Here is a 14,253-nt window from a genome sequence, read left to right as displayed (position 1 = left end):
CCTGACTTGCCGCGACGCCTACTGGCCGGCGGACAGCTTGCGCGCCAAGTGATCCAGGTTCTCCGACAACCGGGTCAACCAGCTAAACGACTGCTGCGCCGGACGGTCCAAGAACTCATCCTCAGCCACCGACAACTTCCGCTGCACCGACGCCACCTCGTCCGCCGCCGACCGCACCGACGCCGCCCACGAGCGAACCAGCGCCAAGCCCTCACCGTTGCCCACCTTGCCCTGCAACGCCGTCCGGACCTGCGCCAACGCCTCGTCTGCCATTGCTGCTCTCCTCACCTGTTGCCGGACATTCCGTTGACCTGCCGGATGAGCTGGCCGACTCATCGCCGGCCGACTCACCCCCGAGCGGCCCGCCGGACGACGAGCGAACCCCGTCCGGCCACTCGACCGCCGTACCGCCACCACGCCCCGCTGCGGCAGCCCGTAGCGCATCGACGCCACGGTCTTGCCGGTCCGGTAGGTCGCCCGCATCCACGCCCGTACCGGCACCGAGGCCATCACCGTTTCCCGTACCTGCCACCGAGCCCGTTGCGACGCCGCCACCGCCTGCCGGAGCGGCCGAGACAACTGCATCGCCGCCGCCCTTCACCGGTTCGCGTTCAGATGCCGCCGCACCTGCGCCAGCCACGCCGACATCTCGTCCATCGGCCGCTGCGCCTCCGCCACCCACCGCGACAACCGGTCATCGCCCAGACCACCCAGCGAACGCGACAGGCGCGCCAACGCCACCTGCACGTCCCCGCACGCATCCGCCCAACCGGCCACCAGCTCATCGGCCGCCGCAGCCGAGTCACGCCGCGCCATCACCAGCCACCCCGCTCCCGCGCCGCCAGCACCCGCACGAACTGCCTCGCCGTCACCGACACCACACGCAGCCGCTCACCCGCAACGGACATCGCGTCCACGTCCCGAGCCGCCACCGCACCCCGCAACGCCCGCAACTCCGCGTCCGCCAGCTCCACCACCGCCGCCAGGTCATCCCAATCCAGAGCCATCACCGACCACCGCCGGAGCCCGACGCATCCCGGTCCCGAGCAGCCAACCGACGACGGAAGGCCCTGATCTCGGCGCGCTCGTGTGCGTCAAACGACGCCTTCACCGCGTGCGCGACCCCGACGACGACAGCCACTACCACTGCGATCAGCGCCACGAGTAACCCGGCCTGCGCAATCTCGCGGATCATGCGACACGGCCCCCTTCCGGGATCGACAGCCGCGCCAGTCGGGCCGTTTCATCCAGCACCGACCGCGCGTCCTCGATCGCCCGTAGAGCCAGCGGGTAGTCCTGATCCGCGATCGCCGTGGAGATCCGCCGGAACGCGCACGGGATGTCGAACACCCCGGCCGACACCAACGCCACATGCCGCCCGCGAAACGAGTCCTCGCCGTTCACGCCGCACCGTCCACGTCCGCGAACAGCTCCGGCTGAATCACCGCCGGCACCGGCACCGTGGATGTGTTGCTACGGCCGCGAATCCGCCGCTTGCCCGGGGCCGGCACGTGGTAGGTCATCGTGGGCAACCACTGCCCGCGGCCCAGCACCGGCAGCACGTCCGAGCGCCGCGATACCAGCTCGAACAGCTCTACCCGATCCACGTGCCGGAACCGGGCCACCGTCCGCGCCAGTGCCGCCGCAGCACCGGCAATCTCGATCAACGCTGCCACCCGCTGCGCATCCGACCCACCCGTCAGGTACGCATCCCGGATCGCGTCGATCCCCGGCGCCGCCAACGCAGCCGCCTCATGCTTTCTGGTCACCGCCCGCTCCCTCCGCATCCACCCGTGGTCGACGCAGGCCGGGCCGGGAACATGCCGCAGCCCGGCCCACGTCACGAATCAGGCCGCCTTGTCCGAACGAGCCGCCTTGCCGCCAGCCACAGCCGGGCGGTAGCCCTCCGCGCGGAAGATGTAGCCCAGGTACTTGAACTCGCCCTGACCCATCACCCGCGGCTCCGCCGTCAGGCCCTCCAGCTCGATGAGCCGCATGTCGGTACCCGGCACCAGCTCGGGCGTCTCCGGCACCGGCTGCACCGCCGCGACGAACAGCAGCGCGAACGACGCCCGCTTGGCGTTGGTCTCCGACGGGTCCGTCACGTTCGCCTTCCACTGAAGAAGGCCCGTCGCCTCGTCGCGCTTCTGCACCTTCGGCGCGTTCTTGTTCGGGTTGTACTCGTAGTCCGGCACCACCGGGCCGGACTGCATCAGGCCCTTCGGGAAGGCGACCTCAAACGGAGTCCCGAACCGCGTACCACGTCCCAGCACAACAACCACTCCTCTACTCGATGCCCCATTGGCCGCTCTCGACCGGGCTACTTTGTGACTAGCTTGGCTAGTCGTGCGCCGAGATCAGCATGACTCGCTTGGCTAGCCATGTCAACCATGTCGGGCAGATTTAGCCATCCTGGCTAGTCAGCCCGTACCCTGTGGCAATGACGCAGACGGATGCGCTGTCCGATCTGGACCCGGACGACCCCCGGTCGCCGGCACAGCAGATCGCGAACGCGCTACGAGCAGCGATCCTGACCGGCCGGTTCCCGCCCGGCAACAAGCTCCCCTCACAGAACGACCTCGCGGCCCGGTACAACGTCGCCCGTGAGACCGTCAAGCGCGCCCTGGCGCAGCTGCACGCCGAGCACCTCACGGTCAGCCGGCAGGGCAGCGGCGTGTTCGTACGGCAGCGAACCGAGCGGGCAGTCGGACTCCGGCCCCACATCGAAGCCGCGTTCGACCGGGCGCACGTGTCGATCGACTTCGCCGGATTCTCCGGCGAGACGCTGGCCGGTGCGATCACCGAACCGCTGGACAAGGTCCGCGCCGGACGCCTCACCCCGCAGTCCATCGCGATCCGACTGCTACTGACCGACGTCAGCCGACCCACGACGCTGCCGTCCAACGCCGAGACCGGCCAGGACGACCCCGCCGTACGAGCCCGCGCCGACCGGATCATCCGCCGGTCGGTCGAGAGCATCGCCGAGCCCGTGCGCGAACTTGCCGCGATGGGGCTGGTGCCCAGCGCCCGCGTCGAGGTCCGCACCCACGACATGCCACCCTCGTTCAAGCTCTACGTCATCAACCACGCCGAAGCGTTCTTCGGCCTGTACTCGGTGATCGACAACCGAGTCAGCATCGACGGCACCCCGACCGTCATCCGCGACGTGCTCGGCAAGGACTCGACCCTGTTCCACTTCGCCGACACCGACGGAGACACCTCGATCTCCCGCGAGTTCATCGAGCAGGCACAACAGTGGTTCGACACCCGCTGGGACACCATCGCCCAGGACTACCCGCTATGACCCCCGCACAGGTCCTCGCCTCTGCCAGCCTGATCTTGCTCGACTTCGACGGGCCGACCGCCCACCTGTTCGCCGGCGCATCCGCCCGCACCGTCGCCGATCGACTCGCCGCCCAACTCGCCGCCGCCGGCGTCCCGCTACCCGACGACGCCGACCAGTACGGACCACCCGAACTCGGCGCCGAACTCATCCGCCAGCACCGCGACCAGGCCGACACCATCGAAGCCCTCGTCAGTGCCGCCGAGACCGAAGCCGCCCGCACCGCCGAGCCGACCCCCGGATGTCGAGACATGCTCGATGCCGCCCAACGCACCGGCCGCCCCGTCGTCATTGTCAGCAACAACTCAGCCGCCGCCGTCTGCGCCTACCTCGACAAACACCACCTCACCGACTACATCGCCGAGGTCATCGGCCGGCCCCACGCCGCACCTGAACTCATGAAGCCCAACCCGTGGCCCGTGCACGAGGCAGCACGACGTCACCACGTCCCGGCCGCGGACTGCGTACTGATCGGCGACTCAGCCACCGACATCGAGGCAGCGCAGGCCGCGGGAGCAGCCAGCATCGGCTACGTGAATAAGCCTGGCAAAGCCGAATGTCTCAACAACGCCGGTGCGACGGTCACGATTGCCGACATGCATGACCTCGCCGACGCGATCCACAGGATCCACGATCCTAGCCGCGGAGCCTGACCGTGTTCGAGCCCATCGCTGTAAGCACCCATGTCCTTGCGGGCATCAGCGCCCGCTGGCCAGAACTCGCCGAGCCCTGGTCGATGTCGGTAGCTGGGGAGCTGCACGAGCTGTGCGTCCGGTACAACGCAGAACCGATCGCCGTACTCCCGGCCCGATTCGGCCTCGTCGTCAAAGCGAACACCCCGGATGGCCAGATCGTCCTACGATCCAGCCCCGACCCGAACGGCCGCCATCAAGGCGCCATTAGCGTTGCACTTGCGCAGATCGGGGTATCGCCTCAGGTCCACGAGGTCAGCACCACCGATCACGGCACATGGACAGTCATGGACATGATCGAGCCCGGAACACCACTCGGCGACCAGAACGTTCTTCCAGAGCCCGAGCAAGTCGCTGCGATGCTCGGCCCTCTCATAGGTCAGCCAGCGCCCACGTCGGACTTACCGAACCTCGTCGACTGGCTCCGCGACCGACTCACCGACGATCGCCTCCGAGACCTCGCGCCCGGGTGTCAGGTTGCTTCCACAAAAGAACGCCGCGCCGCCCTGGCGGATCTAGACACACTGGCCCTCAACCACGTGCCTGGACTGTGCCACGCTGATGCTTCACCCTGGAACGTCCTCGCCGGCAAACACGAGCGCCTCTACCTCATTGACCCCCGGGGTATCAGTGGCGAAGTTTCCTATGATGCTGCGATCATCGCACTTAAGGCAGCACCACACCGCCCCGTGAAACTCACTGCAAAGGCGATTAGCACTACTCTCAACATTGATGCACGACGGGTGCTGGCGTGGGCATCCATTGCCGCAATTGCTCGCGTCTAGCCAGCGCAATTCAAAGCCTTTGCACCAGAACGGCCAAACCCGAAAGAATCATCCCCGCGCCGAGCAAATAGATTGCCAATGCGACATGTTGAAATTTACGTCGAGCGACACAGCTGTTCGCCCAGATCTGTTCGACCACTTGTTCAGCAACCAAGTTATCCTTGGCTGACAGCCTCACGAAGCGGCGGATGTAAAGCTCCTTGTCCGAGCCGTAACGGCGCGCAATATGATCAAAATAGATCATTGAGTCGGGTTCGCCGAGAGATCGCAACCTTGGAGCCAGCGTACGTAAGCTAATAACGGCGCTCGCACCAATGCATACGATCGCAAGAGAAAGAACAATGGCATGAATGGCGTGAATTGCATCGTGATGAAAGTCCGAAGCCCGCGGGATCGATCGGACAAGAATTCCCCCCAACACGCTGCTCCCGGCAAGAGTTGCCGCAGCCTTCGTGTCTGCGAATCGAATCCATTCGTTGACCTGCCCGAGTGGTCGCCAAGCATCGTCAGCCTTCACAATATCCGATGATCTGCGCCGATTGCGCCACCGGGATCAGTCTTTCGGTCAAGATTACCCACGAAACGCCTGAGTGCCCGTCATACAGACGATCGACGCAGCAGAGCATGGTTTCCTCCTAAGATCCGAGAATCCGGTGAGCGGAGGGGCCATGACTGCGGTTGACCTGGATGATTTCCTGGCCGATATCGACAAGAGTGTTTCGGTTGAACTCGGGACAAACCCTGATGTTATAGACAGTGGACACTCGCTCGATGTCGAGAAGCTTCCCATCGAGGCCAGAACCTGGCATCGACTCACCGATGCAGTGGCAGTGGTGGCAGACATGCGCAACTCCACGCAGCTTGGAGTAAACAAATACCCGCAGTCCACGGCGAGCATTTATCAAGCATCGACAGGCAACATTGCACAGGTCTTCGACAAGTTTGATGCCGACTTCGTTGCGATACAAGGCGATGGCGCTTTCGGGTTGTTTTGGGGCGACCACAGATACGCGCGAGCTATTTGCGCGGGTATCACCATCAAGACATTCAGTTATCGATATCTCGTACCGCGATTGGAGAAGCGATGGCCCGACCTTCCTGAGACCGGTCTGAAGGTCGGCCTTGCAGCGAGTCCCCTATTGGTCAAGCGAGTCGGTGTGCCACGCACCAAACATCAAGAGCCAGTCTGGGCCGGGAAAGCCGTCAACTACGCAGCAAAGGCGGCACAGCAGGCCGACCGGCATCAGATGATTGTGGCAGGAAGTATATGGGACTGGGCGAATAAGAGCGACTACTTGGCCGCAACCTGCGGCTGCGATGGCGCCCCTAGCACCTCGATCTGGGAAGACGTGACAATCGCGAAAATTCCCGACGACGATGGCGAGCGCGAAGGTAAGCTTCTCAAATCGTATTGGTGCGTGGTTCATGGAAACGAATTCTGCAACGCAGTCCTTGCGGGCAAGCGCACGCGTGCGGACGTAACGAAGCTTCATCAAGAGGCAATTAAGGCCGAATACGCCAAGGCGCTACGCGTTAACGCAGCCCGCCAACGCGAGGAACATCGGGCTCGCATCAATGGCATGCGCCAGTGACCTCTCCCTGGAGTCGGTTACAATGTCTTGACTCAGGTGATGGTTGACGGATCTGTGTCAAGTGATGGTTGACGCTGGGTCTAGGAAATTTGGGGGACCGCCCGCGGCCGGTCGGCTTTGATGTTACGGACCGGTTGGGTGGTGGTGCGCCGCACGATCTTGGTGTCGCCGTCGTCGAGGTCGATGGCCAGAGTCGTGTCGGACACCGCGATGGTGAGCGTCTGGTGGCGGTGGGCGCGGCCCAGGGCGATCTTCTGCCCGCAGACCATGACCACCCCGGTGTTGGAGGCCCGTCGTTGGACCCGGACCGGTTCCAGCGAGGGGCGTGGTGGTGGTCCTGCTTTCCGCGCTGCGCGTAGCCGGCCGACCTCGGCGGTGGTCAGCGGGTTGGGTCGGGTGCGCAGCAGTTCGCGGGTGTCGAGATCGAACATCATCAGCGTGGTGGGTTCGATGCGGATCCCGACCCGCCGCCCGGCGAGGATCTCGGCGGCCAGCACGATGTGTTGTCCCAGCGAGACGGTGCCGGCGGCGCTGACGGTGCGATCGACCTCGATCGCGTCGGTGTGGTCGGGTGCCGGCAAGGGTGGTGGCCCGGCGGGCACCGCGCCCGCCCGGACCAGGCGGGCCAGGTCGTTGACCGTCAGGTGCGATCGCAGCGACTTGATACGGCCGCCCGCGGCGCTCAGGTGGATCACGTCGGTGTCTGCCCAGAAACTGACCGTGATCCCGGCGCGGGCCGGTCCGAGCCAGAACTGTTTGCCGGCGACCATCAGGTTGCCTGACGGCGGCACCACCCGGTCGAAAGCGATCGGCCCACCGGTCCAGCCCGCTGCCGGCTCGTCTGCCGCTGTGACAGCCGCGCCCGTGGACTGCCCGCAGGCCGCAGATGCCGGTGCCGGACAGGCGGCGACCGCCGGCGGCAGCCACAGGTCAATCAGCGTCCGCTGCTGGTTCTCGACCGGGACGAACCGCTCGGCGGGAGTGACCGGCAGCGTGTCGTCCAACGCCTGATGGGGCCGGTCGGTGTTGTAGTCGGCCACCCACGCATCCACCGCCGCCTGCGCCTGCGCCACGCTGGTGAACGCCTCAGCCTGGTCCAGAAAGTCCGGTCGGAACGTGCCGTGGAAACGTTCCACCTTCCCGTTCTGGTTGGGCGAGGCCGGCTGAGTGAGCCGATGCGTGATGCCGTTCTTGCGGCAGATCTTGTCGAACAACACCTCCCCGCCCTTACCGAACCGGTCGGTGAACTGCTTTCCGTTGTCGCTCAACACCTCTTCGGGCACCCCGAACCGGGCCAGGGCCTGCGCGAACGCCAGACACACCGCCCGGCTGGTGGCCCGTTCCACCACCGCCGCCATCACACAAAACCGGGAATGATCATCGACGCCGGTGACCACCTTCGCCTCCCGACGCGCACCGGTGGCCGGGTTGATCAGCCAGATCCCACCAACGATGTCGACACCCCACAACTGCATCGGCCCAGGCCGCTGCCACCGCACATACGAGTCACGAGGACGCTTCCGCGGCCGAGGCCGCACCAAACCCTGCCGCGTCAGGATCCGGTTGATCGTGGCCGTCGACGGCACCACCACATCCTCCAGCGGGCGACGCAACAGCTGCATCCGGATCCGCTTGGCACCCCACCGCGGATGCGCCCGACGCATCTCCGCCACTACCACCTCAACATCGGGCCCGACCCGATGCGGACACGACACCGGCCGATGAGACCGATCCGCCAACCCGCTCACGCCCTCGGCCAGATACCGGCCCACCCAGACATGCACCGTCTGCCGCGACACACCCACCGAGGCCGCGATCTCCGTGACCGCAGCGCCCGCCAACACCGCCCGCACCGCGTCCAACCGCCGCTCAACAACCGACAACGCAACCAGCGCCAACCCCGGCCTCCCTGACTCGATGACGCCCGCGGAGCGCCGCCGAACAGGACCACCGAACACGACCCGATGTCAACCATCAGCCGATACACGACTGTCAACCATCACCCGAGACAGGACATGGAGTCGGTTACAAGGATTGCCGAATTAGTCTCTACTGGATCAAGGCGCCGCTGGCGCGGCGCAGGCGCCGGGCACGGTCCGGGAAGGGCCGCCCGCCTACGGCCTCCGGCCTCGGCGGGCGGTAGGCCGGCCCGCGCCCGGCGCCGCCGTCGACGAGCACCGCCAGGACCAGGGCGAGCTGTTGGGCACGGCCTTACGCTCGCCTCTGCGTGGTCACCGTTTCGCCGTGCTTGCGGGCGAGCGCTGCCGCGATGGCCCAGGACCGGGGCCATCTTGCCCCCGAGTCAGCTGGGCACGAGCCGTGGCCGCAAGCGCTGCCTGCCGAAAGGCACTGCCTCAGCTCGCCGTGGTCGGGCCGACCCGATGGAAGCGCCCCGCGTCCTGCCGGTACACGCAGCTCATGCCCGCCGAGGTCACCAGATCCACCAGGTCATCCGAGGGACGAGCAGGTAGCAGCACGGCCAGCGCGGCGCCCGGCACCGGCACGTGGCGGCGGTAGTCGAGCAGCTGTCCGATCGCCATGCGGATGCTCTCCCGCGCGATCGAGCCCTTCGCCTCGTAGATCTCGCTAACGGTGGCGTCAAACAGGTCCGTACGGAGCGCGGCGACCTGTCCAGGCAGCGTCAGCTTCCACTGCATGACCTGGTGGCCCTGAGCCTCCAACCACGCCCGGTACTGCTCGGTGAGCTCAGCCTCACGCCTGCGCGCCTTGCCACCCGGAGTTGCCTTGCGATCTGACTCCACCGCCACCACGCGTTCCACAGCCACCAGCTCGGCACGCGGACCGGCCTCCACGACGTCGCGACGGCTGGCATCCGACTCGCGATACTCGACCGCCCCACCGGACGCAGCCGGAACACCCAAACCGATCGGGTCTCGCCCAACGCATCCGGCGCATCTTCCTGAGCACACGGCGAGTCATGGTCCACTTCGAACTCGCCCACGTAGCGATGCAACTTGCCGCCGCGCTGCTTGCCCGAGGCCGCAATGAACAACCGCAGCGCCCGACCCTGCTTGCGATGCTCCAACAGCGACAGGTTCCCCTGCTGGAGCTGCTGGTCACCCTCGCTGCCCTCGCCGGTATACAGGAACACGTCGCCGCCCGGCGCCCACCCATCGACGTAGCCGAACTTGCCTGCCTCCGCCGGATCCGCGTACAGAAACACGTTCGGTGTGCGCGTCGATGGCTCAATCCCCCGCTGAGTGCCACCGCCCCACCGGGCAGCCCGATCGCCTCGCGTCAACACCGCACCCGGATCAAGATCGAACAACTCGTCCACGCCGACACGCTAGCCACCCGCTGCGACATCACCCGACAAGCACGCCTCCGGCGGGGGCGCTCAGGCTCCGGGATGGACGGGGACCCGAGCGAGTACGGGTCGTGGGTGGCGGTCCATCCCGCCCGCCGACGGCCCAGGCGATGCCGTAGCAGACCTGTCCTGTCTGGCGAAGGTCGTACGTCCGGTCGGGCGCTCCACCTTCACCAGACAGGACAGCCCCGCTACCCCGGAGGGTGGGCCGACGGCAGACGGGATGGACAAGATCTCGGGGTTCCTGGGGGCTCTGGGGGTTCGCTGGGGGCTCTGACGACGACCGACGACGACCATTCATGACCAGAGTCGACCAGCGTTGTCGCGGGTCAACGCCATGATCAGCGCCGGGAGCTGGGGTGGGGTGGACGAGTCGGCCGGTACGCCGGGGACTGTCACGAGATTGCCTCTGACCAGGCAAAACACCCGAGCAACACGGCCCCGGGGGTCGCGTGGGGGTTACTCGTCTCCGCCCAGCACACTGTCGATCGCGCGACGCGCCCTGTCCTCGCTCGACGGCATCAGGTGCGTGTACACCCGCAGCGTGAAGCCGGGATCGTGGTGCCCGAGGTAGCTCGACAGGCTCTTGATGTTCTCCCCCGCGTCCAGCAGCGCCGAGGCGTAGAAGTGCCGCAGCGCGTGGACACCGGTCGCGCGCGACCGTTCGATGCCCGCCAGGGCCAAGGCGGGATGCCACATCTTGCTGTCGAACGTCGACCGGTTGAGCGCACCGTTCCGGGTCGTCGTCAACAGCAGGTCCACCGTGGTCGGCTTCCCGGTCAGCGGGTTCTCCCACGGCAGCGTGATCGAGGTCGGGCCGAACCGACCACCGTCGATGTGGTCCTCGATTCGGCGCGCGATCATGCTAGGAAGCGGCACGTGCCGGTCGCGATCGTTCTTGGGCAGGCCGAAGACCAACCGCGAGCGGACCCGCTTGACCTGCCTCCGCACATGGATCACTCCGGCGTCCAGGTCCACATCATCGGGAGACAAGCCGAAGATCTCGCCCTGACGCAGGCCGCAACCGGCGCCGAGGTCCACCACCAGTCGGTACCGCTCAGGGACCGCCCGGCGGATCGCGGCCACCTGTTCGCGAGTCCAAGGAACGACGCGCCGTTCAGTGCCGCGGTTGCCGCACAGAGCGCGCTGTGCATGGGTTCTTGACGATCTTCTCGTCATCGACAGCCGCGCCGAGGATGGCGCGTAGGTGAGCAAACACGACCGAGCGCGTGGACGCCGACAACACGTCGTACAGCGAGCGGTCCCAATCCCGGATCAATCCAGGGTTGATCTTGCTCAGCGGACGATCCCCAAGCATCGGATAGAGGTGCTTGCGAACGCGGTACTCGACCGATTCGCGGGTCGACTCATCGAACGTCTGTCCGCGCATCCACTGCTCCGCGTAGTCGCGGAACAACCTTGCCGGCGGTGGGATCGACGTAGGTCCCTCGCCGCTTCTCGGACTCAACGGTGATGAGGAACGCCTCAGCATCGCCCTTCTGCTTGTCCGCGAAGGACTTGCTCCGCCGCTCCCCCGCAGGTAGGGCGACCGATCCCTTGGCCGTACCTCTCCGTCCTCCATCACCGGCTTGCCGCGGCCGTTGACGACCACCTTGCCGAACTCGTCTTGCGTCGGTCGGTACCAACGATCCTCGATGTGCGCCACGTCCCGCCGCCCTACGCCACGTCGCTCGAACTGAGCCACGCCCGAACGGCTACCGGGTCGTAGCGAAGGTGTTTGCCGCAGCGACGAGCCGGCGGGCCAGTGCGCTTCTTGCGCCAGGTCCGCAGCGTCTCGACCGGCACCCGGAGGTACGCCGCCACGTCGTCAATCCAAGCAGGTTCGAGCCGAACCGCGTCCTGTGGACACAGCGATCCTCCCCAGATGCCGCAACGGTTTGCGTTGCCAAAAGCTGCTGCTGTGCCTGTTGTTTCGCGCGCGTCGAGTGTGCCGCCAGGCTTGCCGTTCGGCGATCTTGCGCAGGAAATGCACATGCGGCGGAGGCACGTCCGGGTCGTCCCGGGACGCCAACTCGTACTCGAACGGCGGAGGGTCGCCGGCCGCCTGGTCGTGCTCGCCGATCGTGGTTTCCCCGGTTGCCGAAAGCGCGAGGAGAGCTTTGACCCAGGCTTTGCGGTCGGCCCGGTGATCGGACAGGGTCTTGTTCGACCACTGCCGGGAGACCAGCACCGCCGCCCGGTGAACCCGAGGGTGCGCCGCTGATGCACCTTGCCTTGCACCGTCCCGGCCGCGCCGTAGCCTTCGCGTTCTTGGGCTGCACCCGTACAGCAGCCAGTTCGCACAGGTCGGAGAGCACGGCAGGGTTTGCAGCTCGGCCGCCAGGCGGGCGAGGTGGTCTTCCTGCGCCCGCGACCCCGGAGCCACCGCGTCGGTGATGTCCTTCGCGATGTACTTGGTGATGTAGCGGATGGTCTTCTCGGCGCTCTCCGAGCCGCCCGCACCCGGCAAGGTGCACGCTGCCGAGCCGCACCACGTGCGCAGGTTCCGCGTCCGGGTCCTCATCCAAGGCGTCCAGCGCCTCATCCCAGGTCGGCAGCGCCGCCGAGGTTTCCGGGTCCCGGTAGGTCTTGGCGTCCGGGTCCCACACGGCACTGCCCCGTCCGGGTCGTACACGATCTTGTCGTGGCGGGCCACCACACCTGGTGGTAGGTCGCCGCCGCCACCTGCCGCACCAGTGCCCGCGGGAGTGCTCCCCGGACGGCGAAGTGCCCGTGTGGGGCCAGCCGCTTTTGCATCTCGACCGACCGGCGTACTGGACGTTCCACCCGACCGCGCGGCGGAGGTTCTGCCAGAACCGGTCGAGCACCTTCGCGAAGTGGATCGCGTCCAGCGCCGCGGCCCGGTAGTCGTAGCTGTCCGGGTCCACCGGGGTCCGACCCTGGGGTCGTGGGGGCTGTGCAGCTCCCCCACTCGCACACCTCCACCGCGCCGCGACGCCGGTAGGCGGAGTGGATCGGCCCGTAGCTGCCGAGCGTCAAGGTCAGGAACACCGAGTCCCGGTGCTCCCGGCGTCGGTGCCGATGTGTGGGTGCGGGATGGTCCGGTTGGCGACGGGCAGGCGAGGAAGGTCCGGCGCGTCCTGCCGCCGTTTCGTGGACCGTTCCGCGACGGGGCCGACTCGTCCGGATCGGTCCCGTCCTTCCGGCCGCGGGCAGACCGAGCCGCGCACACCGGCCGCGGTGATCTGCTCATCCACCCGGTCAATCTCCGCGTCCAGCTCGCGCACCTGGTCCCACTCGGCCGCCATCACACCGACGTGCGGGCGAACTCCAGGACAGCCCGGTACTCCACCAAATCCGCTGTTCATCGGTCGGGGCATCCGGGGTGGTGACCGGCTCTTCGGTAAGGTGCCAGCCTTCCCGGATCTGCTGCATGCGCAGCCTGCGGTTGGCTTCCGCGCACGGCTCACACTTCGCCGCCGACGTAGCCCCGCAGGGCACCGGCACCAGCTCGGTTTCCCCGGTCGCGGTGTTGGTACGGCGAAGCACACCGGTTTGACGCACACCCCGAACTTCTTCGCCAGCTCAACCGCTACATCCTTCGCGATCGGCTGCAGCATCCGAGCTGCCCGCGACCCCGGACGCGGTTGGTCGTCCTGCCGAGACCGGGCAGCATCATCGTGTCCACGGTGGTGGTCATCGGCCGATCACCACCGGACGGCCGTTAGCGCGGCCGGCACGACCGGACCCGACGGGACCACCGGAGCAGCCGGGACCGTGGACGACACCGGACGAGTCACCGCAGGAACGCCAGGCACCGGAGCGGCAGGCACCGAGGGAGGTACCGGAGCGGCAGGCTCGACCTCCGCAGGGGCCGGGTCGGTGACTCGCTCCCGTTGTGGGACAACAGCTTCCGTGTCATTCGTGGTCTTCGGGAGGCGGAGAACACGAGCTTGACAGCAGCATGAACGCCACCGCGGCAGCGCCGCCAGACCCTTCGAGGTGAGGGAGTCTCCGGCTTGCGAGACCTGGGCGCCCAGTGAGAGCAGGCCGGAGGCGACCAGCAGCGCGACCGGGTAGGTGATCGAGCCGCCGGCCCGGCGCTTGCGGCGGATCTCCAACAGCGCACACGTGGGCATCAGCTCGGAGGCGACCGCGTTCGCCCAGCCGAACCAGTCGGCCGTCCCGTGCGGGAGCGCCTGCATCGTCCAGTCGTGCATGTGCGTGAACGACGCGGCACCGGCCATGACGCCGATCGCGCCCATGATCCGAGCCGAGCGACATCCTCTACCCGCTGCGACTTGCTTGCCTCAGCCACCACAGGTCACCCCCTACTTGGTGTCGCGGTGGACGGGACGAGACAGGAACGCCGGCGGATCCCAGCCGTATCCAGCGCATCGGCCAGGGCCTTGAACAACGCCCACGCCTCCGGCACGGTCAGCGGAAGCCGACGATGCCGAGCCCCGATCGCGATCCACGCCGACTCGTCGGTCATCCGCACCGTCACCGCCGTCGACTTGTCCGACCCGGGGACCCGGATCCGGAACAGCCG

Annotated in this window: 21 protein-coding genes and 1 pseudogene; 4 read left to right on the top strand and 18 right to left on the bottom strand. The window is 67.0% G+C overall.

The annotated features are described in order from the left end of the window. Positions 1-18: 18 nt before the first annotated feature. From Asera_RS18930 to Asera_RS18900, 7 genes are all read right to left on the bottom strand, one after another. Positions 19-273, bottom strand: a complete 255-nt coding sequence (locus Asera_RS18930) for a hypothetical protein (protein WP_030447955.1) — start codon at positions 271-273, stop codon at positions 19-21. Positions 274-597: 324 nt separating this feature from the next. Continuing rightward, positions 598-816 (bottom strand): hypothetical protein, encoded by a 219-nt coding sequence (locus Asera_RS18925; RefSeq protein ID WP_157035007.1) that lies wholly within the window; start codon positions 814-816, stop codon positions 598-600. Further along, entirely contained in the window at positions 816-1,007 is a 192-nt protein-coding gene (locus Asera_RS18920; RefSeq protein WP_030447953.1) for a hypothetical protein, read from the bottom strand. Before Asera_RS18920 ends, Asera_RS18925 begins: the two co-directional genes overlap by 1 nt. Next, positions 1,007-1,195: a hypothetical protein gene (locus tag Asera_RS18915; RefSeq protein WP_030447952.1), complete on the bottom strand. Its 189-nt coding sequence runs from the start codon at positions 1,193-1,195 to the stop codon at positions 1,007-1,009. The genes Asera_RS18920 and Asera_RS18915 overlap by 1 nt, the downstream gene beginning before the upstream one ends. Next, positions 1,192-1,404 (bottom strand): hypothetical protein, encoded by a 213-nt coding sequence (locus Asera_RS18910; RefSeq protein WP_212804644.1) that lies wholly within the window; start codon positions 1,402-1,404, stop codon positions 1,192-1,194. The genes Asera_RS18915 and Asera_RS18910 overlap by 4 nt, the downstream gene beginning before the upstream one ends. Further along, the gene (locus tag Asera_RS18905) at positions 1,401-1,769 is read right to left on the bottom strand and encodes a hypothetical protein (RefSeq protein WP_212804642.1); all 369 of its coding nucleotides are present in this window, start codon (positions 1,767-1,769) and stop codon (positions 1,401-1,403) included. Before Asera_RS18905 ends, Asera_RS18910 begins: the two co-directional genes overlap by 4 nt. A 78-nt stretch (positions 1,770-1,847) precedes the next feature. Beyond that, positions 1,848-2,213, bottom strand: a complete 366-nt coding sequence (locus Asera_RS18900; RefSeq protein WP_212804640.1) for a hypothetical protein — start codon at positions 2,211-2,213, stop codon at positions 1,848-1,850. A gap of 227 nt (positions 2,214-2,440) precedes the next feature. Between Asera_RS18900 and Asera_RS18895 the strand changes: the two genes are divergently transcribed. Genes Asera_RS18895 through Asera_RS18885 form a run of 3 tightly spaced genes read left to right on the top strand, consistent with a single transcriptional unit; the run spans position 2,441 to position 4,820 of the window. After that, on the top strand, positions 2,441-3,304 hold the full coding sequence (locus Asera_RS18895) for a winged helix-turn-helix domain-containing protein (protein ID WP_030447949.1): 864 nt from the start codon (positions 2,441-2,443) through the stop codon (positions 3,302-3,304). Beyond that, a complete protein-coding gene (locus Asera_RS18890) occupies positions 3,256-3,996 on the top strand; it encodes an HAD family hydrolase (protein WP_212804638.1) in 741 nt (246 codons plus the stop codon). Before Asera_RS18895 ends, Asera_RS18890 begins: the two co-directional genes overlap by 49 nt. A 2-nt stretch (positions 3,997-3,998) precedes the next feature. Then, positions 3,999-4,820 (top strand): phosphotransferase, encoded by an 822-nt coding sequence (locus tag Asera_RS18885; protein WP_084132220.1) that lies wholly within the window; start codon positions 3,999-4,001, stop codon positions 4,818-4,820. Between the two features lie 10 nt (positions 4,821-4,830). Here Asera_RS18885 and Asera_RS18880 read toward each other — a convergent pair whose 3' ends face one another. After that, positions 4,831-5,337, bottom strand: coding sequence for a Pycsar system effector family protein (locus tag Asera_RS18880; RefSeq protein ID WP_157035006.1), 507 nt, complete (start codon positions 5,335-5,337; stop codon positions 4,831-4,833). A 151-nt stretch (positions 5,338-5,488) separates the two neighbouring features. Between Asera_RS18880 and Asera_RS18875 the strand changes: the two genes are divergently transcribed. Beyond that, positions 5,489-6,412 (top strand): hypothetical protein, encoded by a 924-nt coding sequence (locus Asera_RS18875; protein WP_157035005.1) that lies wholly within the window; start codon positions 5,489-5,491, stop codon positions 6,410-6,412. 80 nt (positions 6,413-6,492) lie between these two features. Here the strand turns inward: Asera_RS18875 and Asera_RS18870 are convergent, their stop codons facing one another. From Asera_RS18870 to Asera_RS18840, 10 genes and pseudogenes are all read right to left on the bottom strand, one after another. Beyond that, a complete protein-coding gene (locus tag Asera_RS18870) occupies positions 6,493-8,295 on the bottom strand; it encodes an IS481 family transposase (RefSeq protein WP_425305986.1) in 1,803 nt (600 codons plus the stop codon). Between the two features lie 471 nt (positions 8,296-8,766). Then, a complete protein-coding gene (locus Asera_RS18865; RefSeq protein ID WP_212804683.1) occupies positions 8,767-9,069 on the bottom strand; it encodes a hypothetical protein in 303 nt (100 codons plus the stop codon). Beyond that, complete coding sequence (locus Asera_RS18860) at positions 9,054-9,710, bottom strand: SRA domain-containing endonuclease (RefSeq protein WP_212804681.1); 657 nt, start codon at positions 9,708-9,710, stop codon at positions 9,054-9,056. Before Asera_RS18860 ends, Asera_RS18865 begins: the two co-directional genes overlap by 16 nt. Before the next feature lie 489 nt (positions 9,711-10,199). Beyond that, on the bottom strand, positions 10,200-10,781 hold the full coding sequence (locus tag Asera_RS18855; RefSeq protein WP_244843936.1) for a site-specific integrase: 582 nt from the start codon (positions 10,779-10,781) through the stop codon (positions 10,200-10,202). Between the two features lie 76 nt (positions 10,782-10,857). Continuing rightward, on the bottom strand, positions 10,858-11,130 hold the full coding sequence (locus tag Asera_RS18850; RefSeq protein WP_212804679.1) for a tyrosine-type recombinase/integrase: 273 nt from the start codon (positions 11,128-11,130) through the stop codon (positions 10,858-10,860). 287 nt (positions 11,131-11,417) lie between these two features. Beyond that, on the bottom strand, positions 11,418-11,546 hold the full coding sequence (locus Asera_RS33195) for an excisionase (RefSeq protein WP_425305985.1): 129 nt from the start codon (positions 11,544-11,546) through the stop codon (positions 11,418-11,420). A 22-nt stretch (positions 11,547-11,568) separates the two neighbouring features. Then, on the bottom strand, positions 11,569-12,264 hold the full coding sequence (locus tag Asera_RS33190) for a replication initiator (protein ID WP_244844260.1): 696 nt from the start codon (positions 12,262-12,264) through the stop codon (positions 11,569-11,571). Between the two features lie 13 nt (positions 12,265-12,277). Next, positions 12,278-12,628: pseudogene (locus Asera_RS34025) on the bottom strand (replication initiator); the annotation flags it as partial. A gap of 334 nt (positions 12,629-12,962) precedes the next feature. Beyond that, a complete protein-coding gene (locus tag Asera_RS34020; RefSeq protein ID WP_425305984.1) occupies positions 12,963-13,202 on the bottom strand; it encodes a replication initiator in 240 nt (79 codons plus the stop codon). A gap of 206 nt (positions 13,203-13,408) precedes the next feature. Then, positions 13,409-13,966 (bottom strand): hypothetical protein, encoded by a 558-nt coding sequence (locus Asera_RS18840; protein WP_212804675.1) that lies wholly within the window; start codon positions 13,964-13,966, stop codon positions 13,409-13,411. Positions 13,967-14,253 lie beyond the last annotated feature (287 nt).

The sequence above is a fragment of the Actinocatenispora sera genome, from assembly GCF_018324685.1.
In the GTDB taxonomy this organism is placed as follows: domain Bacteria; phylum Actinomycetota; class Actinomycetes; order Mycobacteriales; family Micromonosporaceae; genus Actinocatenispora; species Actinocatenispora sera.
This window is presented reverse-complemented; position numbering and strand designations above follow the sequence as displayed.

Bases quoted from the DNA above. Each gene is read 5' to 3' on its own strand.
- Asera_RS18915 (WP_030447952.1), bottom strand. From the start codon at position 1,195: ATGATCCGCGAGATTGCGCAGGCCGGGTTACTCGTGGCGCTGATCGCA.
- Asera_RS18925 (WP_157035007.1), bottom strand. From the start codon at position 816: ATGGCGCGGCGTGACTCGGCTGCGGCGGCCGATGAGCTGGTGGCCGGT.
- Asera_RS18895 (WP_030447949.1), top strand. From the start codon at position 2,441: ATGACGCAGACGGATGCGCTGTCCGATCTGGACCCGGACGACCCCCGG.
- Asera_RS18930 (WP_030447955.1), bottom strand. From the start codon at position 273: ATGGCAGACGAGGCGTTGGCGCAGGTCCGGACGGCGTTGCAGGGCAAG.
- Asera_RS33190 (WP_244844260.1), bottom strand. From the start codon at position 12,264: ATGAGGACCCGGACGCGGAACCTGCGCACGTGGTGCGGCTCGGCAGCG.
- Asera_RS18865 (WP_212804683.1), bottom strand. From the start codon at position 9,069: ATGCAGTGGAAGCTGACGCTGCCTGGACAGGTCGCCGCGCTCCGTACG.
- Asera_RS18850 (WP_212804679.1), bottom strand. From the start codon at position 11,130: ATGCGCGGACAGACGTTCGATGAGTCGACCCGCGAATCGGTCGAGTAC.
- Asera_RS18920 (WP_030447953.1), bottom strand. From the start codon at position 1,007: ATGGCTCTGGATTGGGATGACCTGGCGGCGGTGGTGGAGCTGGCGGAC.
- Asera_RS18840 (WP_212804675.1), bottom strand. From the start codon at position 13,966: ATGGGCGCGATCGGCGTCATGGCCGGTGCCGCGTCGTTCACGCACATG.
- Asera_RS18900 (WP_212804640.1), bottom strand. From the start codon at position 2,213: ATGCAGTCCGGCCCGGTGGTGCCGGACTACGAGTACAACCCGAACAAG.
- Asera_RS18875 (WP_157035005.1), top strand. From the start codon at position 5,489: ATGACTGCGGTTGACCTGGATGATTTCCTGGCCGATATCGACAAGAGT.